25 protein-coding genes and 1 tRNA gene are annotated in these 26,641 nt (G+C 48.9%); 16 read left to right on the top strand and 10 right to left on the bottom strand.

Going from position 1 to position 26,641, the window contains the following annotated elements:
* Positions 1-17 precede the first annotated feature (17 nt).
* Positions 18-1,544 carry a threonine ammonia-lyase, biosynthetic gene (ilvA, locus tag B076_RS0104775; protein ID WP_028486307.1) on the bottom strand — a complete coding sequence of 509 codons (1,527 nt, stop codon included), beginning with the start codon at positions 1,542-1,544 and terminating at the stop codon, positions 18-20.
* Between the two features lie 291 nt (positions 1,545-1,835).
* On the opposite strand from ilvA, the gene B076_RS0104770 reads away from it, so the two are divergent.
* The 8 genes from B076_RS0104770 (at position 1,836) to B076_RS0104735 (ending at position 9,138) form a co-directional block, all read left to right on the top strand.
* Entirely contained in the window at positions 1,836-3,839 is a 2,004-nt protein-coding gene (locus tag B076_RS0104770; RefSeq protein ID WP_028486306.1) for a TonB-dependent copper receptor, read from the top strand.
* A gap of 83 nt (positions 3,840-3,922) precedes the next feature.
* Positions 3,923-4,534 (top strand): SCO family protein, encoded by a 612-nt coding sequence (locus B076_RS0104765; protein ID WP_028486305.1) that lies wholly within the window; start codon positions 3,923-3,925, stop codon positions 4,532-4,534.
* Between the two features lie 88 nt (positions 4,535-4,622).
* Positions 4,623-5,132: a copper chaperone PCu(A)C gene (locus B076_RS0104760; RefSeq protein ID WP_038150421.1), complete on the top strand. Its 510-nt coding sequence runs from the start codon at positions 4,623-4,625 to the stop codon at positions 5,130-5,132.
* Between the two features lie 79 nt (positions 5,133-5,211).
* Positions 5,212-5,682: a hypothetical protein gene (locus B076_RS0104755; RefSeq protein ID WP_051347177.1), complete on the top strand. Its 471-nt coding sequence runs from the start codon at positions 5,212-5,214 to the stop codon at positions 5,680-5,682.
* A gap of 159 nt (positions 5,683-5,841) precedes the next feature.
* Positions 5,842-6,507 (top strand): ribose-5-phosphate isomerase RpiA, encoded by a 666-nt coding sequence (gene rpiA / locus B076_RS0104750; protein ID WP_028486302.1) that lies wholly within the window; start codon positions 5,842-5,844, stop codon positions 6,505-6,507.
* Positions 6,508-6,705: 198 nt separating this feature from the next.
* On the top strand, positions 6,706-7,209 hold the full coding sequence (locus tag B076_RS0104745) for a peroxiredoxin family protein (protein WP_028486301.1): 504 nt from the start codon (positions 6,706-6,708) through the stop codon (positions 7,207-7,209).
* An 18-nt stretch (positions 7,210-7,227) separates the two neighbouring features.
* Entirely contained in the window at positions 7,228-8,508 is a 1,281-nt protein-coding gene (gene hemL / locus B076_RS0104740; RefSeq protein WP_028486300.1) for a glutamate-1-semialdehyde 2,1-aminomutase, read from the top strand.
* Positions 8,509-8,595: 87 nt separating this feature from the next.
* Positions 8,596-9,138 (top strand): elongation factor P hydroxylase, encoded by a 543-nt coding sequence (locus B076_RS0104735; RefSeq protein WP_028486299.1) that lies wholly within the window; start codon positions 8,596-8,598, stop codon positions 9,136-9,138.
* Between the two features lie 34 nt (positions 9,139-9,172).
* Here B076_RS0104735 and B076_RS12115 read toward each other — a convergent pair whose 3' ends face one another.
* Together B076_RS12115 and mpl are read right to left on the bottom strand one after the other, a co-directional pair.
* Complete coding sequence (locus B076_RS12115) at positions 9,173-9,823, bottom strand: DNA-J related domain-containing protein (RefSeq protein ID WP_051347176.1); 651 nt, start codon at positions 9,821-9,823, stop codon at positions 9,173-9,175.
* 124 nt (positions 9,824-9,947) lie between these two features.
* Positions 9,948-11,336 (bottom strand): UDP-N-acetylmuramate:L-alanyl-gamma-D-glutamyl-meso-diaminopimelate ligase, encoded by a 1,389-nt coding sequence (gene mpl, locus B076_RS0104720; RefSeq protein WP_084205705.1) that lies wholly within the window; start codon positions 11,334-11,336, stop codon positions 9,948-9,950.
* A gap of 45 nt (positions 11,337-11,381) precedes the next feature.
* Here mpl and B076_RS12110 point away from each other — a divergent pair, with 45 nt between their 5' ends.
* The 4 genes from B076_RS12110 to B076_RS0104700 all read left to right on the top strand — a co-directional run bounded on the left by B076_RS12110 (position 11,382) and on the right by B076_RS0104700 (position 16,358).
* On the top strand, positions 11,382-12,557 hold the full coding sequence (locus B076_RS12110) for a ribonuclease D (protein WP_051347175.1): 1,176 nt from the start codon (positions 11,382-11,384) through the stop codon (positions 12,555-12,557).
* Between the two features lie 64 nt (positions 12,558-12,621).
* Positions 12,622-13,917, top strand: coding sequence for a 6-phosphofructokinase (locus tag B076_RS0104710; protein WP_038150420.1), 1,296 nt, complete (start codon positions 12,622-12,624; stop codon positions 13,915-13,917).
* A gap of 70 nt (positions 13,918-13,987) precedes the next feature.
* Positions 13,988-14,521: a DUF2062 domain-containing protein gene (locus B076_RS0104705; RefSeq protein WP_028486296.1), complete on the top strand. Its 534-nt coding sequence runs from the start codon at positions 13,988-13,990 to the stop codon at positions 14,519-14,521.
* Between the two features lie 202 nt (positions 14,522-14,723).
* A complete protein-coding gene (locus B076_RS0104700) occupies positions 14,724-16,358 on the top strand; it encodes a GGDEF domain-containing protein (protein ID WP_028486295.1) in 1,635 nt (544 codons plus the stop codon).
* A 111-nt stretch (positions 16,359-16,469) separates the two neighbouring features.
* Here the strand turns inward: B076_RS0104700 and B076_RS0104695 are convergent.
* Positions 16,470-16,560: transfer RNA gene (locus B076_RS0104695), tRNA-Ser, on the bottom strand.
* Positions 16,561-16,692: 132 nt separating this feature from the next.
* Between B076_RS0104695 and B076_RS0104690 the strand changes: the two genes are divergently transcribed.
* Positions 16,693-17,031, top strand: coding sequence for an MGMT family protein (locus B076_RS0104690; protein ID WP_051347174.1), 339 nt, complete (start codon positions 16,693-16,695; stop codon positions 17,029-17,031).
* A 122-nt stretch (positions 17,032-17,153) separates the two neighbouring features.
* Here the strand turns inward: B076_RS0104690 and serS are convergent, their stop codons facing one another.
* The 5 genes from serS to B076_RS0104660 form a co-directional block, all read right to left on the bottom strand.
* On the bottom strand, positions 17,154-18,440 hold the full coding sequence (gene serS / locus B076_RS0104680) for a serine--tRNA ligase (protein WP_028486293.1): 1,287 nt from the start codon (positions 18,438-18,440) through the stop codon (positions 17,154-17,156).
* Between the two features lie 215 nt (positions 18,441-18,655).
* On the bottom strand, positions 18,656-19,051 hold the full coding sequence (gene crcB, locus B076_RS0104675; RefSeq protein ID WP_211230181.1) for a fluoride efflux transporter CrcB: 396 nt from the start codon (positions 19,049-19,051) through the stop codon (positions 18,656-18,658).
* A 28-nt stretch (positions 19,052-19,079) separates the two neighbouring features.
* Positions 19,080-20,444: a replication-associated recombination protein A gene (locus B076_RS0104670; RefSeq protein WP_028486291.1), complete on the bottom strand. Its 1,365-nt coding sequence runs from the start codon at positions 20,442-20,444 to the stop codon at positions 19,080-19,082.
* Positions 20,444-21,064, bottom strand: coding sequence for a LolA family protein (locus tag B076_RS0104665; RefSeq protein ID WP_028486290.1), 621 nt, complete (start codon positions 21,062-21,064; stop codon positions 20,444-20,446). Before B076_RS0104665 ends, B076_RS0104670 begins: the two co-directional genes overlap by 1 nt.
* Positions 21,065-21,141: 77 nt before the next feature.
* Positions 21,142-23,664, bottom strand: a complete 2,523-nt coding sequence (locus B076_RS0104660) for a DNA translocase FtsK (protein WP_028486289.1) — start codon at positions 23,662-23,664, stop codon at positions 21,142-21,144.
* Between the two features lie 270 nt (positions 23,665-23,934).
* Between B076_RS0104660 and trxB the strand changes: the two genes are divergently transcribed.
* Together trxB and B076_RS0104650 are read left to right on the top strand one after the other, a co-directional pair.
* A complete protein-coding gene (trxB, locus tag B076_RS0104655) occupies positions 23,935-24,888 on the top strand; it encodes a thioredoxin-disulfide reductase (protein WP_028486288.1) in 954 nt (317 codons plus the stop codon).
* An 81-nt stretch (positions 24,889-24,969) separates the two neighbouring features.
* Positions 24,970-25,662: an FKBP-type peptidyl-prolyl cis-trans isomerase gene (locus B076_RS0104650; protein WP_028486287.1), complete on the top strand. Its 693-nt coding sequence runs from the start codon at positions 24,970-24,972 to the stop codon at positions 25,660-25,662.
* 244 nt (positions 25,663-25,906) lie between these two features.
* Here B076_RS0104650 and B076_RS0104645 read toward each other — a convergent pair whose 3' ends face one another.
* On the bottom strand, positions 25,907-26,224 hold the full coding sequence (locus B076_RS0104645; protein ID WP_028486286.1) for a Nif3-like dinuclear metal center hexameric protein: 318 nt from the start codon (positions 26,222-26,224) through the stop codon (positions 25,907-25,909).
* A gap of 105 nt (positions 26,225-26,329) precedes the next feature.
* Between B076_RS0104645 and B076_RS0104640 the strand changes: the two genes are divergently transcribed.
* On the top strand, positions 26,330-26,599 hold the full coding sequence (locus B076_RS0104640) for a hypothetical protein (RefSeq protein WP_028486285.1): 270 nt from the start codon (positions 26,330-26,332) through the stop codon (positions 26,597-26,599).
* Positions 26,600-26,641 lie beyond the last annotated feature (42 nt).

Genomic DNA, 26,641 nt, shown 5'->3' with positions numbered 1-26,641 from the left:
ATAGCCACTGGCGCAGTTTAAGCCGTCGGCTTCAAGAACAGTTGATACCCCGGGTTCTCCTGTTCATTCACATAAGTGTATCCCAAGTTCTGCAAATAACATTCAAACGCCTGGTTTTGCTCCGGCGGCACCTGAACCCCGACCAAAACCCGGCCGTAAGCGGCACCATGATTACGGTAATGGAACAGGCTGATATTCCACTCCTCGCTCATCTGCGTCAAAAACTGTAGGAGCGCGCCAGGTCTTTCCGGAAACTCAAAACGATACAAAAGTTCATTAGCGATGCCTTTGGCATGCCCACCCACCAAATAACGCAAATGCAGCTTGGCCATTTCGTTATCGGTCATGTCTTCCACCGCGTAACCCTGTTTGGCCAATTCGCTCAAAATCGCTTCACGTTCCGGCTTTCCGCCTTCGGTTCGAACACCAACAAACACCACTGCCCGACTGGAATCCGCATATCGGTAATTGAACTCGGTAATCGCTCGACGCCCGCCCAACAACTCACAGAAACGCTTGAAACTACCCGGTTCTTCATCAATGGTGACGGCAAAAATGGCTTCACGTTTTTCACCCAGCTCAGTACGTTCCGAAATATGACGCAAACGGTCAAAATTCATGTTCGCACCACTGACAATCGCCGCCATTTCCAAACCGGAAACCGAATACTGTTCAACAAATTTCTTCATGCCCGCCACGGCCAAAGCACCAGCCGGTTCAGCGATTGCACGCGTATCCTCAAAAATGTCTTTCACCGCGGCGCAAATCTCATCGGTTTTAACGGTAATCATTTCGTCCACACAGGTTTGTGCGATTCGGTACGGTATCTCCCCAACCTGCGCCACGGCCACGCCGTCGGCAAAAATGCCAACCTGATCGAGTACAATACGCTCGCCCGCTTTCAAGGCTTCGGTCATACTGGCCGCATCCTCGGGCTCGACTCCGATAATACGTGTTTTGGGTGACACCTGCTTGATCACCGAAGCGATGCCGGAGATCAAGCCGCCGCCGCCGACACAAACAAATATCACATCAAACGCACCGCTATGTTGTCTGAGCATTTCCAGCGCGATGGTGCCCTGCCCGGCAATAACATCCAAGTCGTCATAAGGATGAATATAGGTGCGTTGTTCAGAGGCCACCAACTGTTTGGCGAACTTGGAGGCTTCATCATAAGTATCGCCGTGCAAAATCACATTGCCGCCCAAGTTTCTAACGGCGTTAACTTTGATCGGAGGAGTGGTTTGAGGCATGACAATTTTCGCATCAATGCCCATTTTGCTCGCCGACAATGCAACGCCTTGTGCATGGTTGCCTGCCGAAGCCGCGATGACTCCCGCTTTTTTCTGCTCATCAGTCAAATGCACCATGCAGTTATAAGCACCCCGCAACTTAAACGAAAACACCGGTTGCAAGTCTTCCCGTTTTAGCCACACTTTATTTTGCAAGCGCTTACTCAACAAAGGAGCGACTTCCAACGGAGTTTCAGAGGCCACATCGTAAACCGGTGCCGTCAGTACACGGCGTAATATCTCTTCAGGCATTCCTTTTCCTCAGATTCGCGACTTTCGGAATCACATAATAATTTTGCGTTTGAAATTTTCGCCATTATAGCATCACCTACTATGCTAAATCCGCTCAACCTAAATCAGGCCTTGGATTTAACTGAGTCATGCCATACCAAGACAGCACAATCTCCTCAAGGATTCCTCAACCATTCAGTCAAAGTCTTTCCACCTTTTAAAGGAATCGTGTCAGAATATCTCAATGATCTGTGACGGTCGACTGCGTAAAATAGCCGACATTATATTAACCACGTAAAAAAAGGTTCTTTTATGTTCTCAAGAAGCAAACTCTCCATTGCAATTTTGTCTGCAGTTGCCGCACCCGGACTGGCTATGGCCACGGAAATTTCTCCAATTCATGTTGTCGATAAAGAGGTGGCTTCGCAACAGGAGATCTTGACCAAAGAAGAACTGACACAAACCGGCAATACCGAAACCGGTCAAATCCTAAGACAGGTCAACGGCGTGGACGCAACCCGCATGGGGGGACACGGCTTGGATGTGCAAATTCGCGGCCAGCAAAACACCCAGTTGAACATCATTCTGGACGGCGCTGAAATCGCCGGCGGCTGTCCAAACCGCATGGATCCTCCCACTTCTTATGCCGAAATCGCCAGTTATGATGACGTAACCGTCATCAAAGGGGTTCAATCGGTGCAATATGGCGCAGGCGGAACCGGTGGAACGGTTATTTTCGAACGCACTTCTCCAACCTTTGAAGAGGGCAAGCCCTTTAACGGTGAAATCAGCGCGGCAACCGGTTCAAACGGTCTGACTCAAGACCTGAACGCTAAAGTCGAAGCCGGCAATGATGAATTTTATGTGGTACTGCAAGGCTCCAAAAAATCGGCTGATAACTATAAAGACGGTAATGGCGATGAGGTCCGTTCCAGCTACGAAAGTCAACAAGGCCATATCGATCTAGGATGGCGTCCGGATGCCAATAATGAGTTCAAATTCTCTTATGAAAAGAGCCGTACCGACGATGCTCTTTACGAGGGCGCTGGAATGGATGCTCCATTATCTGAAGGTGAAATCAAACGTTTGAGCTATGAAGGCAAAAACCTGGCAAAAAACCTTCAGGGGCTGGAGGTAGAAGTGTACCAATCAAACGTCGATCACGTGATGAACAACTTTGAATTGCGTATGCCTATGGATTCCACAAAACTAATGGAAACACCATCCACCACCGAAACCACCGGGGGCAAAATCACCCTGACTACCCAGCTTGGGCACACCACCCTGGATTACGGTCTGATTTTACAATCTGAAATCAAGGAAGCAGCCTTATACAATCGTTATCCTGATCCTGATGCGCTTTTATTTAGAATGTGGCCTGATGTCTTGACTGAACAGAACAGCGTCTTTGCTGAAAGCACCTCCTTGTTCCGCGACAACCAAAAAGTCATCTTAGGCCTACGTTATGATCAAGTAACTGCCGAAGCGCGCAACACAAACATGATGTCGACGAACCTATATACCAATGCCAACAGCGACTATTCCGGCGACACTAAAGTTGAAGAAGGTAACTGGAATGCGCTGGCACGTTATGAACGCGGTTACAAAAACGGCTGGAACAGCTATATCGGTCTGAGTCATACAACGCGTACCGCCGATGCGACTGAAAGATTTATGAATAAGGGTGGCATGAACCCCGCCGACTGGTGGGTGGGCAATCCTGACTTGAGCCCTGAAAAACACAACCAATTGGACATGGGTGTCAGCCAAAACGCAAAACACTACGATTGGAGCCTTTCGGCATTCTATGATCAAGTTGAAGATTACATCCTAAATACTAAAAACGCTTCCGGGTCTTCCGTCTACGTCAATAAGGACGCGACGCTATACGGTATGGAAATGGCCGGAACCTATTATTTCAACCATGCTTTCAAAGCCGGTTTCAATGCGGCACTGACGCAGGGCGAAAATACCACCGACAATGACAACCTGATCAACATGACACCGCTGTCCGGAAATGTGTTTGCCGAATACCAGACCAGTCAAATGTACGCCGGTGGACGCTTCAACTTCGCCACCGCGCAAAACGAGGTCTATGAAGTGGTCAGTGAAATCGAAACTCCGGCTTGGAGCACGGTGGATTTGTATGCTGGTTATAATGTGAATAAAACCTTCACCTTGTCGGCGGGGATCGACAATCTATTCGACCATGCCTACTACAATCACATCAATCGCATAGATTCTAACTCTGGTAGCTATTACAATGTCATGGAACCAGGACGAAATGTCTGGGCTAAAGTTGCAGCCAAATTTTAACGCTATCACTTGATAAACCCTTGCAAAAGCCGCATTAGGAGTCTCTCTTAGGCGGCTTTTTGCATTACAACAGGAAATTTGTTTTGAAAACCAAACCCCTTTTGATCATTGTTTTTTTAGGTGTACTGATTGGCATCGGTTCCTTTTTCATCCCGGGTTCTGGCCAGCAAAGCAGCGCCAAATCGGCTCACCTGGTCTCTTCGGATCGACCTCATGGCGGGGATTTCACCTTGACCAGCAGCCAAGGTGAACAATCCTTAAGCGATTTCACCGGCAAACTGGTGTTGGTCTATTTCGGTTACACCTACTGCCCGGATATCTGCCCGACCAACCTTGGGAACCTCTCGGTGGCTTATCGACAATTGACGCCTGCAGAAAAGAACCAATTGCAGATTCTGTTTGTTTCGGTGGACCCGGAACGTGACACGCCCGCCAGACTGAAACAGTATGCCGATTATTTTGAAGCCAACATCATCGGTCTGACCGGTTCGCCGCAAAAAATTTCGGAAATTGCACAACGATATGGCGTGGTCTACGCAAAAGTCGATGACCCCAATAACGGCACCAACTATGCCGTGGACCATTCGGCCTTTACCTATGTCGTTGACCAAGATGGCGTGTTGCAACAACAGCTGCCGCATGCCACCAATCCTGAACAATTTATAAAAACGATACGCCAATATCTTGAAAAATAACCTACAATTCCCATTAATCTAGACTGAGCCTTTACCCGGGTGTCAATAAAATACCGGGAGCAGGCAACTTATCAAAAGGACTTTTACCATGTCTTACAAAACCAACTATAAAACCAAATTGACCGCTCTGGCTTTAGGCACGCTGACATCTTTACTGTCTGTTGCCGCCATGGCCACCCAAGCCGAACATATTGAAGTCAGCGAGCCTTACGCACGTGAAGTGCCTCCCGGAGCACCGGCCAGTGCCAGCTTCATGACCCTGACTAACAATAGCGACCAAGACATCAAAATCCTGCAAGCCGACTCCGAAGTGTCCAAAGTAGTGGAACTGCATACCCACACCAATGACAATGGCGTCATGCGTATGCGCAAGATTCCAAACATTACCGTACCTGCCAACGGTCAAGCCGTTCTGCAACCGGGTGGCTTGCACATCATGTTGATCGGGCCGCACAAACCCCTTAAAACCGGTCAAACCGTTGAGGTGGAACTGACCTTTGAAGACGGTAGCCAAAAATCTGTTTCCATGCCGGTCAAATCACTCAAAGGCATGAATATGCCGATGCAACACCAAAATATGAACAAGAACATGCATTAGAATTGGATTCAAGCGAGTTGAAGCGGTAAACTATATCGCCTTCAACCCGACAAAAACCTTAATAAAAACAGGTAGATAAATGAATATAAACTTAAAGAGAAACCTATTCGGATTACTGATTTCAGGCCTGTGCCTTAACAGTGCCATGGCTGAAGACAGTGCCATCAGTAAGATGAGCAACCTTGATCTATGCGTCAACTACTCAACCCTGGAGTCTGATGTCCTACGCGAATCCTATTTTAAAGAGCTTGATCTTCGTGGCCAGCTCAGCCACAAGGATTATGAACGCATTCCTAAAAAACAGGTTGGAACCACCTCCACCATGTGCGGCATGTACATGGCCTTAGGAAAACCTCTGGCCGAACAGTCACGCCAAATTCGTCCGATGACGTTCAAATCGGTTCATGTCTACCCGGATATGTACTACGTCTCCCAATCGGGCATGATTGTCGAAGTTTACGAGCGTAAAGAAGGCGAAATGCCCCCGTCTCTGGTTGTGGAGAAACCGACTGTAGAACCGCCTCCGGTTTTATATCAAGCGCCTAAATAGGACTGCCCTCGCCACTCGGCCTGCGCACTTTTGAAAACAAGCAGGCCTGGTCACAATTTTGGGCACACCCCGAGGCGCTATACAACGACCCCGTTATTGATTACAATTGTGCGACAAAAAAACAGATTGAAATCATAAATAATTAGAAAAGAGATAATCATGACACAAGATGAACTCAAACAAAAAGTGGCTCAAGCCGCGATTGAATACGTTGTACCCGACACCATCATCGGTGTAGGAACAGGGTCAACCGCCAACTTTTTCATTGATGAGCTGGCTAAAATCAAAGGGACCATTGAAGGCGCCGTCGCCAGTTCCGAAGCCACTGCGGAACGTCTTAAAGGTCATGGTATTCCGGTTTTAGATTTGAACTCTGTTGCCGAAATGTCCGTGTACATTGACGGTGCCGATGAAGCCGATGCTGGGCTCAACCTGATCAAAGGCGGCGGTGGCGCCTTGACCCGTGAAAAAATCGTGTTGGCGGTGGCCGATAAATTCGTCTGTATTGCCGATGACAGCAAAAAAGTCGATGTACTAGGCAAGTTCCCGCTACCGGTTGAAGTCATCCCGATGGCGCGTAGCTATGTGGCACGCGAAATCGTCAAACGTTTTGGTGGCGAACCGGTATTGCGTGATGGCTTTATTACCGATAACGGAAACGTCATTCTTGACATCCACGGCCTAGAAATCACCGATCCAGTCGCCATGGAAAACGAACTCAACAGCATTGTTGGCGTCGTCACCAATGGTTTGTTTGCGGCTCGCAATGCCGATGTTTTCTTATGTGGCACCGCTAACGGGGTTGAAACCCTAACAGCCAAATAAGCAGCGTCTCCCTTAGGGAACCTCTGATTGAATCAGAGGTTCCTCAGGAAACCAAGGCGGAATTAGCGGGTCCATTGTCTAACAATGCCGACCCGTTTTTTTATTTAGGCGTACGGTTAAAGAATGGGGCTTGCATCGGCATCATATCCACGCTTCCCCCATCAGATAACAAGACCCATAACAGAAGTGATTTTTCCTATGCAAAACATTGGCAGTAAACTTTTCGGGATTTTAGTGGTGGCCTTATTAGGCAGCCTACTTTACTTCACGGTTTTTTCGGACGGTTTGGGCAAAGCGCCCAGTGTCACCGTTAAGGATTCGCAGGGGCAAAGCATCGACCTCAGCCAACCTAAAAAACCGATACTGGTTAATTTTTGGGCCACCTCCTGCCCCGGCTGCATTGCAGAGATGCCGCACCTGGCCAAGATGAAACAAACTCTGGGCGACCGCTTTGAAATCGTCGCCGTTTCCATGAACTACGACCCCGCCAAACAGGTGGAAAAATTCATTCAGAACAATCCCTATCCGTTTATTTTTGTAATGGATAAGGACGGCAAGATCGCCGAAGCGTTTGGCGAAGTTCTGCTGACCCCGACCAGTTTTTTAATCGCCCCCAATGGCAACATCGTTTACCGTCAGGTGGGAGAAGTCCAATTTGACCTCGTCAGCGAACGCATCAAACAAATGAGCCCTCAACTCTAAAGCATTAAAGGAAACCCGATGAGCAACTCACATGATCTATTTCAAGCCGCCCAAAAACATATTCCGGGCGGGGTAAACTCACCTGTACGAGCCTTTAAGAGTGTCGGTGGCGATCCGGTCTTCTTTAAAGCGGCAAAAGGTGCTTATCTGGTCGATGAAGACGACAAAACCTACATCGATTACGTCGGCTCCTGGGGACCTGCTATCTTGGGGCACGCCCACCCCGAAGTAATTAAAACCGTTCAGGAAAAAGCCGAATTCGGCTTGTCGTTCGGCGCCCCGACCAAAATCGAAACCACCATGGCCGACCTAGTTTGCGACCTGATCCCCTCCATGGACATGGTGCGCATGGTGAGTTCCGGAACCGAAGCCACTATGACGGCAATTCGTCTGGCGCGTGGTTACACCGGTCGCGACAAAATCGTCAAATTCGAAGGCTGTTACCACGGCCATTCCGATTCCCTGTTGGTGAAAGCCGGTTCCGGTGCTTTGACCTTGGGGGTACCCTCTTCTCCCGGGGTTCCAGCGGCACTGGCGGAAGAGACCTTGACCTTAACCCATAACGATTCGGATGAGGTTCGTAAGGTGTTTGCCGAGATTGGTGATCAGATCGCCTGCATCATCGTCGAGCCGGTAGCGGGCAATATGAACTGCATTCCGCCGGAAGAAGGCTTTCTTGAAACCCTGCGTCAAGTATGTGACGAATCCGGTGCGGTGTTGATTTTTGACGAAGTCATGTGCGGTTTCCGCGTTGGCCTGCAAGGTGCGCAAGGACGTTACAACGTCACTCCAGATTTGACGACTTTCGGTAAAGTCATCGGTGGCGGCATGCCGGTGGGCGCGTTTGGCGGCAAGCAAGAAGTCATGCAGCACATCGCGCCTTTGGGCCCGGTCTATCAAGCGGGCACCCTGTCCGGAAACCCGATTGCAATGGCCGCCGGTCTGAAAACCCTGGAACTGATCAGCGCGCCGGGGTTCTTCGAAGAACTGGAAAAGAAAACCACCCGTTTGGTAAAAGGCCTGCAAGCGGCGGCGGATGACAACAACATACCTTTTACCACCAATCAGGTTGGCGGCATGTTTGGCTTTTTCTTCAGTGAAGACAAAAACATCTCCCGCTTTGCCCAAGTCGCCAAAGGTGACATGGAACGCTTCAAAGCCTTTTACCACGGCATGTTGGATGAAGGTGTTTATCTGGCCCCTTCGGCATTTGAAGCCGGATTTGTTTCAGCTGCCCATACCGAAGCCGACATTGACGCCACCATTGAAGCCGCCCATAAAGTGATGGCTAAACTGTAACGCTTTCAAATCAAGATCCAAGGCTCCCTAAAAGAGCCTTGGGTCTGACCAACCCTGCATCAGCAATCCCAAACACGATTAATCAAAATGTCTGAACACACTCCCGAACAGGCGGTAGCCCTGTTTAATGAAACCTTCTCATCCACCTACCGTACCCAACTGGTATGCTGCGAAGCGGAACCGATCTATCGCCCTGCCGATGACCAACATCCCTTTCACCGTATTATCTTTGCACATGGTTTTTTTGCCAGCGCTCTCCATGAAATTGCCCATTGGTGTGTTGCCGGTAAAGAAAGACGCTTATTGGAAGATTTCGGTTACTGGTATGAACCGGATGGACGCAGTGCTCAACAGCAAGTCCAATTTGAAAAAGTGGAAGTCAAACCTCAGGCATTGGAGTGGATTTTTTCGCAATCGGCCGATTTTCGATTCCATTTCAGCGCCGACAATCTGAATGGCGAAGCCGGAGTTTCAGAAAACTTTAAACAAGCGGTGCTCAAACAAGTCCATGACTATCTGGAGACAGGCCTGCCTAAACGTGCCTTAATGTGGTCCGAGACTTTAATCAGTCACTACCGTAAAAATAAACCACTCTGCAAAGCAGAATTCTCATTGGAACGGCTTGATTGAACAGCCCCCAATAATCTCATTCGCTCTTTTCAGCTTATCCTAAACTCGACAGCAGAATATCCCTGGCCTCGCAAATCTGCCGAAATTGATGTGCGTCACCGCCCTTGTCCGGGTGATATTGTTGACTCAGTGTACGGAATCGCTGTTTGACGGCTTGAGGCGTAACATCCGCATGAACCATGCCCAGTAACTGCAAAGCCTCTGCTTTGGTGTTTGTTTTCAAAGAAACCGGCTGGTGTCCGGCCAAGCGCCGCCAGAAATCTTCCAGCAAGCCGATGACCTCCTCTTTCTGGGTGTTCAGAAACTCGTTGTAATCAAGGTAATAGGCTTTGATCGGATCGGATTTGGACAGGCCTGCCGAATTTTTAGAATCCCCATCAGCGTCAACATCCAAAGCGCTTTTTTGCAGTTGGATGCAGGTAGTATGAATCGACAAACGGCCACGCCCTTCGACTTGCCAGCGATCTTGAAGCCGATAAAGCAGATGAAACAGCAGAAAGTGTGCGCGAAACAACGCCAATTCGTCCAAACTCGGTTTAAACTCAAGCCAGCCTTCGGCACTCAGGTACTGCATCAACTCATATTCGCGGACGCGCCCACCCCCCTTCAAACACTCCCAGATCAGCGTTTCAAACGCATCGGAAATCGGTGGCTGTGCTGAACTCCCGTTGTGCTTTGCTTCCATTTAAAGACTACTTTCCTTTTGGCGGATTTTTGGACTTAGGCGGCTTGATCATCCATACAATCCAAAACACCACCAACAGCAAAATGCCAACTTCCAATAAGGCCCACATACCAAACCAGCCGGCTTAACTTGCTTCAATCAAGGCATAAAGCAACTTTTGGTGCAGACCGCCAAATCCGCCATTGCTCATAATCACCACCGTATCGCCACTCGCCAGATTCTTCAACAGAGACTCCAACAAGTCATCGTAACTGTGGCTCACCAACACTTCGGACTTAAAGTCCTCGAGCGGCAATTGCCAGTTCCATTCCGGGTCGATAAACGCATAAACCGCATCGGCTTGATCAAACGCAGCCGGTAAGGTTTGCGCATGCACGCCCAAACGCATGGTATTGGAACGCGGTTCAAACACCGCCACCAGCCGGCCCGACGAACTTGAACCAGGCCTGCTCATTTTGCTCAACCGCTGTTTGGCGCCTTGCAAGGTGGTGGCGATGGCGGTTGGATGATGGGCGAAATCGTCATAAATGCGGATACCATTGACCTCACCCACCAACGACATTCTGCGGCGAATACCTTTAAAGCTTGATAAGCTTTCCACCGCTATGCGCGCCGGCACGCCGCAATGTACTGCGGCGGCCACCGCACTTAAGGCATTGCGAACATTGTGCAAACCGTTCATATCCCATTTGACCCGTCCCAAACAGCTGCCTTGATACCTCACTTCAAACTCGGAGCCATCTTGCTCGTAGAGTGCGTAACTCCAGTCTCCAGATGAGCCCTGCTTTTCGACCGGGGTCCAACAGCCCTGTTCGATCACCTCTTCCAAGTTGGATTCATCGCTGGGCATCACAATCAAACCATTGCCCGGCACGGTGCGTACCAAATGATGAAACTGTTTTTGAATGTCCTTGATGGAATCGAAGATATCGGCGTGGTCGAACTCCAGATTATTGAGCACACACGTTCTTGGGTGGTAATGCACAAACTTGGAACGCTTGTCGAAAAAGGCGGTGTCGTATTCGTCGGCTTCCACCACAAAAAATGGAGAATCCCCGAGTCGCGCCGACACGCCAAAGTTTTCCGGCACGCCACCGATCAAAAAGCCGGGATTGAGTTTGGCGTATTCCAATATCCACGCCACCATGGACGCGGTTGAGGTTTTGCCGTGCGTGCCCGCCACCGCAATCACCCAGCGGTCTTTCAAAATCTCTTCCGCCAGCCATTGGGGCCCCGAGGTGTAGACCTGTTGCGCATTCAAAGTGGCCTCGACCGCAACATGCCCGCGACTCAACGCATTGCCAATAACCACCGCATCGGGTTCGGCTTTTAAAAAATCCAGATCCTGCTCATTGCTGACCTCGATACCAGCTTGTTCCAATTGCGTGCTCATCGGTGGGTAGATTGCCTTGTCGGAACCGCTGACCTCATGACCCATCGCCTTGGCAATCTGCGCGATGCCTCCCATAAAGGTACCCGCAATGCCCAAAATATGAATCTTTTGCCTTTTCACACAATTATCCTTGCTCTCTGCTGAGGTTGCTCTTAAACTTTGGCTATGCAAACCATACCCTATCTCTCAATCCAAACCGAAGACGAACTTAACCGTTATAGCCAACATTTGATTGATGATGCCGATATCAACTGGATCGCCATCGATACCGAATTCATCCGAACCGACACTTACTTTGCCGAATTGAGTCTGGTGCAAATTCAGGACAATCAGGGTGAAGTGGCGATCATCGATCCGCTGGCCATTCAGGAAAACGGTCAACTTACCGGCTTGATTGACCTGCTTTGTGAACCAGGCCTGCTCAAAGTGTTCCATTCCGCCCGTCAGGACATTGAGGTATTGTATCAACTTGCGCACAAAATGCCGGTGTCAATTTTCGACACCCAATTGGCAGCCATTTTTTTCAAACACGGTGATATTGCCGGGTTTGCGCGGGTGGTTGAAGCCGAATTCAATCACAAACTGCCCAAGACCCAAACCCGCACCAACTGGCATGCCCGCCCCTTAAGCGAAGAGCAGATTCAATACGCCATCGATGACGTCCATTATCTAGCTCCCCTATATGAAAAATTCATGCAGGCGCTCACGCCGCAACAGTTGCATGCAGTTCAACAAGATTGCCAAGCCCTGCTTGACGAAAGCTTATATAAACCCGACACGAAGCAGGCCGGTCGCAAGGTCAAAGGGGTTCGTAATTTCAAACCCAAGCAACTGGCCATCGTGTACGCATTGGCAGAATGGCGCGAGCGTTTTGCGATAGAGCATAACCAACCCAAAAAATGGGTCATGAGCGACGAGGTCATTGTCGGCATTGCCAAACGTCCGCCGCAAACGGTTGAAGCACTTTATAAAGTGCCGCACGTCAAACCCTCTTCGGTAAAAGACTATGGGACGCAATGGATTGAATGCATTGACCAGGTGTTTGCCACTTCCCCGGAAAACTGGCCGCAACCCGAGCCAAAACCGGCGCCCGTCACGCCACAGGAAGACGTGTTGCTTAACCTGTGCCTGAGTTATTGCCAGCAGATCGCTCTGGATTACCGCATTAATATGCATAATCTGATCCACAAATCCGAGTTGCAGGAGTTGATCCGAACGTCTAGCAGCGATTCCTTGAGCGGATGGCGCGCCCTGCTGGTTTTAAAACCTCTGCAAAGCTTATTGAAGGGTCAGGCTGACCTGCACATCGAACAGGGAATAGTGTTTTTAAAGCGTCATTAAAAAGCAACTTAGTGCCTGCCTCAATTCGTTATAATGCCATTCATCGAAAACGACAGGCAAAACCATGGGCATTTCACCTTCAAGAACCACTCCTTCAAAAAACGTACTTTACGCACAGGCCGGCGGCCCAACTGCTGTGATCAACGCCAGTGCGGCGGGTGTCATCGAAACATGTCAACGCCATCCTAAGCATTTCAATCGTATTTACGCCGCCATTAACGGCATAAAGGGCGTGCTGGAAGAGGCTTTGGTGGACATCACCAACCTGCCTGAAAACACCATGGAACGCATCAAGAACCAGCCTGGAGCGGCTTTTGAGGCTTGCCGATTCGATCTGGACCCGATCGAAGACAATCCTCAGCAATATCAGCGTGTTCTGGAGGTTCTTAAAACCTACGATATCGGCTACTTTTTCTACAACGGCGGCAACGGCTCAATGGTCACGGCTCAAAAGGTGGCGGATTATTGCTGCGAACATGGTCATCCGGTGATCTGCATCGGCGTCGCCAAAACCATTGACAATGACTTGGCATTTTCGCATTGCAGCCCGGGATTCGGCAGTGCCGCCAAATATCTGGCTACCAGTCTGCTTGAAGCGACGTTGGACTTATACTCCATGCGCAACACCTCCACCCGTTTTTTTGCCATAGAGGCAATGGGGCGCAATGCGGGCTGGCTGGCGATTGCCGGAGGCCTGATTAAAAAGCAAATTCCCGACGCCCCCCTCATCATTCTGCCTGCCGAACGCGCTTTCAACCGTCAGGCGTTTCTTGAAAAAGTGGATTCTTTCATCAAGAGTCACGGTTACTGCACCTGCATCGTCTCCGAAGGGCTGACCGATGAGAACGGCCAATACATATCCATTGAGAATGTCGAGCACACCCATCTCAAAGACTACACCCAGCTGGGTGGTGTGGCTCATACTATTGCCAAAATCGTCAGCCAGACGTTTGACTGCAAAACGCACAGTGCCGTGCCGGACTATCTGCAACGCGCCGCCAGTCACCTTGTATCCCAAACCGATTGGGAGATGGCTTATGGAGCGGGCGAAGCTGCCGTGCAAGCCGCGCTGGACGGTGAACATGGAGTATTGCCCGTCATCAAGCTGACCAGTGAACAGCCGCTGAGCTGGCACTATAAAAACGTGGAACTGAATGCGGTTGCGGATCTGGAGTATCTGGTCCCCGACGACTTTCTGAGCGAGGATGGCATGGACATCACGCCCAGCGCCTTGGGATATCTGCAACCCTTGATCCAAGGAGAACGTCCGGTGAGCTTTAAAAATGGGCTACCCGACATTCACCCGCTGAAATTCGATTGCGTCCCCAAACAGCTGAGTGAGTTTATTGCAATCAAATGATGCGCAAAACCCAAGATGGTTTTAGAATCTTATCCACACCCTAGCTCCTGAAGTTTGATATGATTAAAAAATGTTAAGATTCATACGCTTAAAAATTCATCAGATCGGCCGCAAGACCAAGCAGTCGGTTTTTCTGAAAAAATATTTTCCACGATTCAAAGATCGTGTGTATTGGGCCGGAGACCGCCAGTCGTTCGCTCGTGCCGGCTTTATTGGTGCATTCTGTATGATGCTGCCGATTCCTTTTCAAATGGTGCTCGGCTCGGTACTCGCCTATTACATCAGAGCCAATATCCCACTGGCCACCGCCCTTGCCTGGATTACCAACCCGCTGACCATGTGGCCCATCTGGTATGGCGGATACAAGTTCGGTGTCTTGGTGATGGGCACACCAGACCTCTACGACATCTCATCTAATATCCCCATCGCTTCCGAAGCTTGGTTTAATGAAGTGTTTCCGCATATATGGCAACCGTTTTTTCTGGGCAATATCCTGCTTGGCGTGATTTTTGGAGGCATTCTGTACTTCATAATCCAACACTTTCATTTGTTTCAAACCGTACGTGCTATACACAGTCGATTGCGCAATCAACATCCAAAGTAAGCCGACATGGCCAACAAACCCTGTCAATTTCAGACAATCGCCTCTATAAAAACTCTCTATTTTTACCTATAATTCTAGTCAATAGAAACTGGCGATGAATCATGACCCACAACTCCCCTCTTCAACTTGGCAGCTATAATCGGTCTGCCCCCTGCGATTTTTGTCAAACTCAAACAGTCGCCACTGCAGTTTGATTTATACTATGGCAATGGCAAGATACAAATCAATAAACACCTCGCTTTTAAAACAGTTCGCAATCATTTTCAGCGGATTGACATTCATTCTTCTTAGCGTTGTCATCTTTTGGTATTTACTGAAATCTCAACAGGAATTTGATTTTTTAAAACATCAAGAGCAGCACGTACTCAGCATTCATGAAAAAGCCATTATGCAAGAGTATGAAGAGATGCTTTCTGACCTCTTAACCCTTGCCTCTCTGCCAATCCATAACACCGCCCCCAAGTCTGAGAAAGCGCTTAAGGCCTACAAAAAAATGCTGTCAGACACTTACTTGACGGTTACCAAAGGACGTGGGCGCTATGACCAAATTCGCTACATCAGCCACCAAGGACAAGAATTGGTTCGCGTCAACTTCAACGACGGCCTGCCAAACATTGTGCCCGAAGACGAACTGCAAAACAAAGCACACCGTTATTATGTGAGCGACATTTGCAACCTACAATCCGGGCAAATTTATGTATCCAGAATGGATCTGAACATAGAGAACAACCAACTGGAGATTCCGTATAAACCGATGATCCGTGCAGGAATGAATATCTTTGACGATGCCGGCAACCCACAAGGCATTCTGGTTTTAAACTATTTGGGTAACCGCATTTTTGAAGCACTCGAATATGCAGCACATATTGTGGATTCACCTGCAAAAATGATGTTGCTCGACCAAGACGGTTACTGGTTGAAAGGCCTGAAACCCAATCAGGCATGGGGGTTCATGTTCGCCGACAAACAGCAAGTCTCATTTGCTTACCAAGAGCCTGAACTGTGGCAAAGCATTCAAAAACAATCCCTTGGTCAAATCAATACCCCTGAGGGCTTATACACATTCCGAACCATTCTGCCGTTAAAACCTGACACCTTCCCGGACAGCTGGCGCTATGATTTTGACAATCACCCCTTTGCAACCCAAAAAGACCTGAACGACTACAGCTGGATATTAGTCAGTTTCATACCCAAAGACTCCTTTTCCCCGCAAACGGATGCGTTGCTCAGAGAAGCGCTCCCCTTTTTGGCCGCGTCGCTGATCATACTTGCCATATTCGCCTATCTTCTTGCCACCTATCGTCAAGATAAACTCTACTTTCAAAACAAAACCCATTTCATGGCCTATCATGATGAACTGACCGGACTCTACAATCGCCACACGCTCTATCAGAAAAGCACACGCAATAAGATTTTAAACGGCCTCAACAACATTCCCTACGCGGTATTCTTTCTAGACCTGGATGGTTTTAAACCGGTTAACGATCAATATGGCCACAACATTGGAGACGAAGTCCTCAAGATCATTGCCAAACGCATTCAAAACAGCGTTCGTACTTCAGACATAGTGGTAAGACTGGGTGGAGATGAGTTTGCTATTATCACCCCAAATATCAAACGTCCCCTAGATGCCAGACATCTGGCCGACAAATTGAATGAACAGATCAGCGCGCCGATTCAAGTCGCGCCTCACACACTGCATTTAAGCGGCAGCATCGGTATCGCCCTTTCTGCACAACATGGTGAAAACCTTGAACACCTTATTGCTATGGCCGATGCCGCCATGTATCAAGCTAAACAAAATAAAGAAGACAAAATTTGTCTGGCTGAGCGCTGAGTTCACATTAGTTCAGGAACGTTAAGGTGATAAGCGTTTCAAGGCTTGAGAAGTAAGTAAACAGGCATAAAAAAACCCCGTATCAGTTACCCGATACGAGGTTTTAGGATATGGCGGTGGACTAGGGATTCGAACCCCAGGTAGGCTACAAACCTACAACGGTTTTCAAGACCGCCGCCTTCAACCGCTCAGCCAGTCCACCAATGTTTGATGTGGCGTATTATAGAGCCCTGAGAGTTTTTTGCAAGGCGTTTTGGTCATATTTTTGTAAAATTTTATCCACGCTGATTTAAACTCTTAGATATCAATTTTTTAACCAGGCCTGTTCATTTCTATGACCCAATCCACTGACCCATCAGATTCACAGATTTGCGACTTTAACCAATGTTGTTACGCGTTGCTGAAGCGTATTCCCAAGGGGCGAGTTACTACCTACAAAGCCATTGCAGAGGTTTTGAATAGCAAGGCATACCGAGCGGTGGGCAATGCGATGGCGCACAACCCGAATTTAATAAAGGTGCCCTGCCACCGAGTGGTGAAAAGTAATGGCGAAGTGGGTCAGTATGCGTTGGGAAGCGCGACCAAAATCGAACTTTTGGAACAGGAAGGTGTGAAGGTAGTGAATAATAAGGTGGTGGAGTTTGAAACGCGGTTATATGACTTTAAGCAGTAAACTGTGTTTACGCCTGCTTTACCTCAAGACATAAAAAAACCAGGCCTGCCGAAAATGAGCAGGCCTGGTTTTTATGCTCAGCAGAAAATGCTTTTAAATTTGCGGCTATTTGCAAAGAAGGATTAAAGTACCTCAATCCCGCCCATGTAGGGACGCAGGGCTTCGGGAACGGTGATGCTGCCATCGGCATTCTGGTAGTTTTCCAGTACCGCCACCAAGGTGCGCCCTACCGCCAAACCGGAACCGTTTAGAGTATGCACCAGTTGCGGTTTATCCTGACCGGAACGGAAACGCGCCATCAAACGACGTGCCTGAAAGTCTTCAAAATTGGAGCAGGACGAAATTTCGCGATAAGCCTTCTGCGCCGGCAACCAGACTTCCAGATCATAGGTCTTAGCGGATGAGAAGCCGATGTCGCCACTGCACAACGCCATGACCCGGTACGGCAGCCCCAGCTTCTTCAGAATCGATTCAGCCTGCTCGGTCAACTCTTCCAGTGCCTGATAGGAGGTGTCCGGATGCACGATCTGCACCATCTCGACTTTTTCAAACTGGTGCTGACGAATCAGCCCTTTGGTGTCGCGCCCATAAGAGCCTGCTTCGGAGCGGAAACATGGGGTATGCCCTGCCAGACGGATCGGCAAATCGGCTTCGTCTATGATTTCATCGCGATACAGGTTGGTAATCGGCACTTCGGCGGTCGGAATCAGATACAGGTCGCGGTCATTGGTGTCGTGTTCTTCGTGCTTGCTGAGCTTGTAAAGGTCTTCTTCAAACTTAGGCAATTGCCCCGTTCCACGCAAGCTGTGCTGGTTGACGATATAAGGCACATAGACTTCGTTGTAACCGCTCTGCGCGTGACTGTCCAACATGAACTGAGTCAACGCGCGCTGCAATTTGGCAACCGCACCTTTCAATACAGAGAAACGTGAAGAGGCAATTTTAACGGCGGCGTCGTTGTCATACCAGCCGCGTGCTTCCATCAGATCCACATGGTCCTGAACGTCAAAATCTAATTGTTTGGGTTCGCCCCATTTACGGACTTCGACATTCTCCTCTTCTCCGCCACCGACTGGCGTGGATTCATGCGGAAGATTGGGAATGCTGGCATAAATGTCTTCCAGCGCTAACTGCACTTCATCCGAAGCGGATTTGGCGGCTTCCAGCTGATCGCCCAAGTCGGACACTTCCGCCAACAAAGGCGCAATGTCTTCGCCATTGGCTTTGGCTTTACCGATGCCTTTTGAACGGCTGTTACGTTCCGCTTGAAGGGATTGGGTCTTGGCCTGCAACTCTTTGCGTTGCGCTTCCAAAGCCTCAATCTGCGCGGTATCCAATTCAAAACCGCGTGTTTTCAATTTTTCGGCAACCGTTTCCAGGTCTGATCTCAGTAGCTTAGCGTCTAACATTATGGCTCTCTGTATTTAATTCATTCTGTTTTGCAGTGTCAAAAACACCTGAAAATTTGCGCCCTATTTTAACACTAATTTGATGGCGCTCCGACGAATTCAGAGCGAATTTACACATCGATTCCAAGGTCAAATGCGTGCACAGGTGAATAGGTTTGAAAAAGGCGCAAATGTAAACCCAAACAGGCAGATGTTAGCCAAACGCCCACACCCATTTACATTTGCCTTGCGGCGAGCATGCCGACCCATACAGCCAGCAGACAGGTGATGACACTGACAGCGATATTGAAAAAAGCTTTATTGAACTCGCCGACTTGCAGGTACTGCATGGTTTCATAGGAAAAAGTGGAGAAGGTGGTGAAGGCGCCGAGAAAGCCGACCATGATAAACAGACGCCACTCGTTGGACGCGCCCAGCTTATCGACCAACAGAACGGCGGCCAACCCCATTACAAAGGAGCCCAACAGGTTCACCGACAGGGTTCCCCAGGCAAAATCACGCCCCAACCATTGATACACCTGGTGAGACAGCGCAAAACGCGACAAAGCGCCCAAAGCACCTCCAGCGGCGATTGCAAACCAAGCCCATGCCGTCATGTTTAACCCCATCATGTCTCCCCGATTTCAATCTGAAAAATTTTTAGCTTCTGCGTTTGTAAATGGCCTTTGCATTGAGCTCGCGCAGATGCTGCATTTTAGCCGCGATTTTAATTTCCAAGCCCCGCTCGACCGGCTCATAATAATCGCGTTCCGGCATCTCTTCCGGAAAATAACTCTCACCCGCCGCAAACGCATCCGGTTCGTCGTGCGCATAACGATAGCCTTTACCGTAATCCATTTCACTCATGAGTTTGGTCGGCGCATTGCGCAAATGCAAGGGCACCTCAAAAGAGCCATGTTGCTGAACGTCTTTCAGAGCGGCTTTATAGGCCATGTAAACTGCATTCGACTTGGGGGCCACCGCCAGATAGGTGGCGGCATGCGCCAGTGCCAGGTCGCCTTCCGGTGAACCCAGGCGCTCATAGGCTTCGGCCGCATTGACGGCCACCTGCAAGGCGCGATTGTCGGCATTGCCGATCTCTTCGCTGGCCATGCGCACCAGACGTCTTGCCAGATAGCGTGGATCGACGCCACCGTCCAACATACGCACCAACCAATAGAGTGCCGCATTGGGATCGGAACCGCGCACCGATTTATGCAAAGCGGAAATCTGATCGTAAAACGCCTCGCCTCCCTTGTCAAAACGTCTTAACCCGCCTTGAATAACCTCTTTACAATGATCTTGATTCAAAACCACCAGGCCTGCCGATTCTGTCGGGTCGCTTTCGGAGTTCTCGTCATCACTTACCGGTTCGGCAAAATCGGCGGCCTGTTCCAAGAGGTTCAGCAAACGCCGGGCATCGCCATCCGCCGCCTCCAAAAGCAACTGGCAGGCGGATTCCTCAACCTGCAGACGCAATCCCGCCGCCTGCTGCAAATCTGCGGACAGTAAGTCGATGCCGCGCTCTAAAACCTGCGCCAATTCCGACTCTTCTAGACTGCGCAGCACGTAAACCCGGGCACGTGACAACAAGGCATTATTGAGCTCAAACGATGGGTTTTCAGTGGTGGCCCCAATAAAAATAAAGGTGCCGTCTTCCACAAACGGTAAAAATGCATCCTGCTGCGCTTTATTGAAACGGTGCACTTCATCCACAAACAACAGTGTGCCTTGCTGAAACTGCTGGCGATGCAGTTTGGCTTGTTCCACCGCGGCGCGCACTTCCTTGACGCCGTCCAGCACGGCGGACAGGCTGATGAACTGCAAGTCAGACTGCTTTGCAATCAGGCGTGCCAGGGTGGTTTTTCCAGTTCCCGGCGGCCCCCAGAACACCATAGAATGCAAATTACCACTTGAAAACATTCTCGACAAGGCGCGATTGGAGCCCAACAGATGGGTCTGCCCAACATAGTCCTCAAGTTTTTGAGGGCGCAGTCTGTCGGAAAGCGGCTGATAGACAGTCATTATCGAGGCTGTCCTACTTGATCAAAATTCTGCGGAAGAATGAACACAAATTCACTGCCAGGAATACTCTGGTTCATTTTTATGTTTTTAAAGCGTACTCGGGTGACGTTATCGGCACTCTGATACATCCACACCTCTTTCATCTGCCCGTCTTTCAGACCGATTTCAATGCTCTGGAAATAAGTCGCCGCTTTTGGCTGAAGGTTAAACCACTCCATGCCTTTACGGTTTCCAGCCGGAATAATGGTAAAACGGTCTTCAATCGGCTCGTCATAAAGCAACCAACTCAACGGAATCTCAGCCTTGATATCATCAATAGAACGCACTGTCACCTGTTCCAGGTCATCGTCCTGCACCCAAAGGTTGACCCCATCCACCACAATCTTCTGCGATTCGGGCTTGAGATAGTGCCATACCAGCTTACCCGGACGCTGCAGTTTGAAGTAGCCACTGGAAGGATAGGTTTCAAATAAGGTCTCATCCGGCTGAATCTGCTCAAAATCGGCACTGAAGGTTTTCAGCTGGTTCACGTAAGTTTGTAAAGCCGATTCGGCATACACCGGCCAAGCCGCCCATAAACTGATGGCGGCAAGCCATTTCACACTTTTTTTGATTTTCATCGAAGACTCTTCTTTATGGGGTTTAAATTCAAGCTAATTGATCAGGTGCACAGCAATGACACGGGCAATCCACCATCTTACTCCTGCGGTTTAGGCGCCAATACTTCACGGTTGCCGTTGGATTGCATCGACGACACCACGCCTGCGGCTTCCATGGTTTCCACAATCCGCGCGGCGCGGTTATAACCGATTTTGAAACGCCGCTGAATCGATGAGATCGAAACCCGTCGTCCCTGAACCACAAATTCTACCGCCTCATCATACAAGGCATCCTGCTCGGCATCTTCATAACCGCCATCACCACCGTTATCCGAAGTTGGACCCTGCGTAATGGTTTCCAGATACTGCGGCTGCCCTTGTGACTTGATGAACTCGGCAACCTTATGCACCTCTTCGTCCGTCATAAAGGCACCGTGAACACGACGCGGCGAACCGGAACCCGGAGGCAGAAACAGCATGTCCCCCATGCCCAACAGCTGTTCCGCCCCACCTTGGTCAAGAATGGTGCGCGAATCGATTTTGGTATTGACCATAAAAGAGATACGGGTGGGAATGTTCGCCTTGATCAAACCGGTAATGACGTTCACCGACGGACGCTGAGTCGCTAAAATCAAGTGAATCCCAGCCGCACGGGCTTTCTGCGCAATACGTGCAATCAACTGCTCGACTTCCTTGCCCACCACCATGATCATGTCGGCAAATTCATCGACCACCACCACGATGTAAGGCAATGTCTCAAGCGTTGGCGGCGCTTCTCCCATATCATGGCCGTAATTAGCGGCCTGTTGATACATCGGATCGATGATCGGTTCTCCCTTATCGATTGCTTCTTGAACCTTAAGATTGAAACCGGCGATATTACGCACACCCATTTTGGCCATCAATTGGTAACGTCGATCCATTTCAAATACACACCAGCGCAAGGCGTTGGCGGCATCGCTCATATCCGTGACAACCGGCGTCAACAAATGTGGAATGTCCTCATAAATCGACAGTTCCAACATTTTAGGGTCGACCATGATCAGACGCACTTCATCCGGCCGGCTCTTATAAAGCAAGCTTAGAATCATGCTGTTGACCCCCACCGATTTACCCGAACCGGTGGTCCCCGCCACCAACAGATGCGGCATTTTGCCGATGTCGGCGACCACCGGCTTGCCGGAAATGTCTTTACCTAACGCTACCGTCAACGGCGACTTAGCACGTTGAAACTCGTCTGAAGACAGGACTTCTCTGAAACTCACCAATTCACGTTGCTCGTTCGGGATCTCGATACCCACAAACGCCTTGCCTGGAATAATGTCCACGACACGCACCGATTTAACGGATAAAACACGAGCCAAATCTTTCGCCAAATTGTTGATCTGGCTGACCTTCACCCCGGGTGCCGGCAGGATCTCAAAACGAGTGACCACCGGACCGGGCTGCACCGATTCTACCTTGACGGTCACGCCAAATTCCAATAAACGCTGCTCCAACAAGCTTGAGAGCGATTTCAAATCTTCTTCCGAAAAGCCTTCTTCATAATCAGGTGGCGGATCGAGCAGATCCAGACTCGGCAAGTCACCGCTTTGCACAATCGGCACCGTGCTACTGGCTTTTTGTTTACTACCGACCTTAACGTGCGATAAGTTACCCACTTTGGGTTCGGAGGCAGCTTTAGATACGGCAGGCTGATCGATTTCAAACGGCGGGCTGTTATCCTCCAAGTCGGTCTCTTTGATTGAAGCACTTTCCAAAGTGGGTTCGTTCGGCTGGATAGCCGATTCTTGACTGACCGAGTCCGACTTTTTAAATGCAGCGATAATTTTGGATCGAGCCTTATCCTTTACCCGAGGTTCGCTCGTTTTACTTGTCGAGACCAGGCCTGCCGATTCTGCTCGGCCGGATTTAGAGCGGACTTTATCAGACCATTTTTTTAGACCCTCGTTCTGATCCAATTGCTTTTGTAATTTTTGTTGAATGCTTTGGCTTAATAGCCAAGCAAGGCGCCCAGTCACTTCAATGATCGTCAGCCACGAATAACTGCTGAGCATGCTTAAGGCGATGGCAAACACCACCAATAGAAACAAGGTCGCTCCTAGCAAATCGATGCTGCTGACCAACCAGCTGCTGAGCTCGTAGCCCCAGACGCCCCCTGCGGAGTATGGCAAACGTATCATGGCGTTGTCCGGTTGCAGATACAGATTGGCCAAGCCCGCACCGGCAGAAATCAGCAGCAGCAAGCCGACCAGACTCAGACCAAAACGCACATAATCCAAATCACTTTCGGAACGAATTTTGAGGGTGACCCAGCCGGCCAGGAGAATCCCGAATGGGATCAGAAAGCCAAAAATACCGAACACGTATAGAATCATCGAGGATAACCAGGCTCCGGTTTTACCTCCATAATTATTCAGTTCATAGACGCCCCCTGCCGAATCAAACCCGGGATCTTGTGGATCGTAACTGAACAACACAATAAACAGGAAAAAAGCCAATCCAATGCAACTGAGTACCAAGGCATCCTTGAGCACCCAGTTGAAACGACTTTTGCTTTGAGGTTCGTCGCTTGAGGTTGAATTTGAATCGGCTCGTGATTTAACGGGTTTAAAGGTCATTGAAAATATGGGTTCTCTGTTACACTCAACTACATGAAAATTTTGCCCTTGGGGCGAAGACAATGACATAAACCAGTTCCTCGCGATTCGTGAATATTCGTACCGGTGGGTCTGGTTTATCCATTAAAAACTGCTAAAATTTTAGCATATCGGTAAATTAATAATTCTGAATAATTCAGAGATGACCGGGAAGAAAACAAAGCCAGTTGAATTTAATGGCGTAAATCCGATACACTCACTCTGTTAGATAAATGTAATAAGGAATACACTATGGCGACAAAACATTGCAAACTACTCATTTTGGGTTCAGGACCAGCCGGCTATACGGCTGCGGTTTATGCGGCGCGTGCTAACTTAGAACCGGTCATGGTGACAGGAATGCAACAAGGTGGCCAACTGACAACCACGACAGAAGTGGATAACTGGCCAGGCGATCCTGAAGGATTGACCGGCCCGGATCTGATGGTGCGCATGCAAAAACACGCCGAACGCTTCGGAACAGAAATCCTTTTCGATCATATCCATACGGCTGAATTGACCAGCAAACCTTTCAAGCTGATTGGCGATTCAGGCGAGTATACCTGCGATGCGTTGATTATCGCCACCGGGGCTTCCGCCAAATACTTGGGACTTGAATCCGAAGAGGCATTCAAAGGCAAAGGCGTTTCGGCCTGTGCAACCTGTGACGGATTCTTCTACCGCAATCAAAAGGTGGCGGTCATCGGCGGCGGAAACACCGCCGTCGAGGAAGCTTTGTATTTATCTAACATCGCTGCGGAAGTCACGATTGTTCATCGCCGAGATAAATTCAGCTCAGAAAAAATCCTGGCCGACCACCTGCATGAAAAAGCCGCCAATGGCAACATCAAGATCGAATTCAACAGCCAGCTTGAAGAGGTTTTGGGCGACAACATGGGCGTCACCGGTTTACGTTTGAAAAACAACCAAACTGGAGAGAGCAAAGAGATTGACGTAGCCGGTGTCTTTATCGCCATTGGGCATACGCCAAACACTGGCATTTTTGCCGATCAACTGGAAATGACGAACGGCTACCTTAAAGTGCAGAGTGGTTTGCAAGGCAATGCCACGCAAACTTCGATCCCGGGAATTTTCGCAGCCGGTGACGTGATGGATCAACATTACAAACAGGCCATCACTTCAGCGGGTGCCGGTTGTATGGCGGCCCTGGATGCTGAAAAATATCTAGACAATCTAGGCAACTGATTTCGTCTTCAAAAACCACCATCCTGGTGGTTTTTTTATTACATCTACTTGCTTACCTCCGCTATTGATAAGGAAAGATTTATGAAAAAAGCATTATTGGTCGCCATCGGCCTTACATTCTCAGCAGCTAGCTTGGCGGCTGACACACAACTTAAAACAGTCGAACAGAAAGCCAGTTATACACTGGGAGTGGATTTGGCTAAAAACTTCACCAAGCAAGGCTTGCAGATTGATGTCAATGCCTTGGCTCAGGGAATGCAGGACAGCCTGGAAAATAAACCTTTAAAATTAAGTCAGGAAGAGATGGAGACCGCGGTAAACGAGGTCAAACAAGCCTTAATGCAAAAGCAGTTGGAAACGCGTAAGAAATTGGCCGATGAAAACGCCCAGGCCGGGGCAGCTTTTTTGGCTGAAAACAAAAGCAAAACCGGCGTCAAAACCACAGCAAGTGGTTTGCAATACAAAATCATCACAGCCGGCAAAGGCCCGTCACCGACTGAAGACGATATGATTACTGCGCACTACAAAGGAAGCCTAATTGACGGCAGCGTATTTGACAGCTCTTATGAACGCGGCTCTCCACTGGAATTTCAAATGAGCAATGTCATCAAAGGCTGGGGAGAAGCACTTAAGCTAATGAATGCAGGTGCAAAATGGGAAGTCTACATTCCTGCAGAACTGGCCTATGGCGAAAAAGGGGCTGGGAATCGCATCGGACCTAATGAAACCCTGATTTTCAACATTGAGTTAATCAAGTTCGAGAAAGCCGAATAAGTCCTGAAGCAAAAGAAGCGAAAATAAAAAAACCCAGTTAAAACAATTAACTGGGTTTGGCCCAAAGTGGCTAAATGAAGTTGCTCTTCAAGAGGAGTGTTGTTTAACAACAGGTTTCATGTTAATAGAATTACGTAGCCATATCAAACTTTTCTTATATGTTTATTTTTACCTACTTATAAAATAAAATTATAAGAGGTCATTAACAGTGCAAATAAAAGCATTCCCTTCTTTAACCATTTTTCTAGTCAGGAAATTGGGCTAATTGATAAACTTCATAAGCTGGAGTTTCGTATGGGTGTGCCGCCAGCAACGCACCGATCGACTGCCGAATAAAAGCCTCATCACAGACCATTTCAACTTTATACTCTTTCACTTTTTCCACCTGCCCTAACTCACCGATAAACGGCTGGCTTCCCTCTAGAGCTCTAAACTGTCCCATTCCCTCGGCCTGCCAACAACAATGATCGTAGGAGCCGATTCTACCCGCACCCGCAGCAAACACCGCTTTCTTGACCGCTTCAAGATGGCTTTCCGGTACAAAAAAACAAAACTTATACATCTTTCACCTCGCTTCGATTACATAAACGCTTAACTCGAATCCATAAATTCAATACAATACGAACACAACAGACTGTTCAACCCATCAAATCTAAAAGGATTCTAGATGAAACCACTGCTGATTACTTACGCTGTCATTCTACTGCTGGGCGTGACATCCTTACTCACACAAATACACTATTTTGCCAATATTGCCGGCTTTATTTCGGCAATCGGTTTGTTATTGGTGTTTTTTAAGGATCGCCCAGAACATGAAAGCCAACAACAAATAAAGTTAAGACGCTATTGGTATATTGTGTTTGCAACCGGTATCTTTTTCAGTTTAATTTTGGGCAGTCTCTGGAACGATAAAATGGGCGGGATGGTTCCTTCATAAGTTCCCACTTCGCGATACTTATAAAAAAAGCCCCGATTGGGG

The organism is Thiomicrorhabdus chilensis DSM 12352 (genome assembly GCF_000483485.1).
Lineage (GTDB): Bacteria > Pseudomonadota > Gammaproteobacteria > Thiomicrospirales > Thiomicrospiraceae > Thiomicrorhabdus > Thiomicrorhabdus chilensis.
The sequence above is the reverse complement of the archived record's forward strand: the minus strand, read 5'-3'. Positions and strand labels throughout refer to the sequence as shown.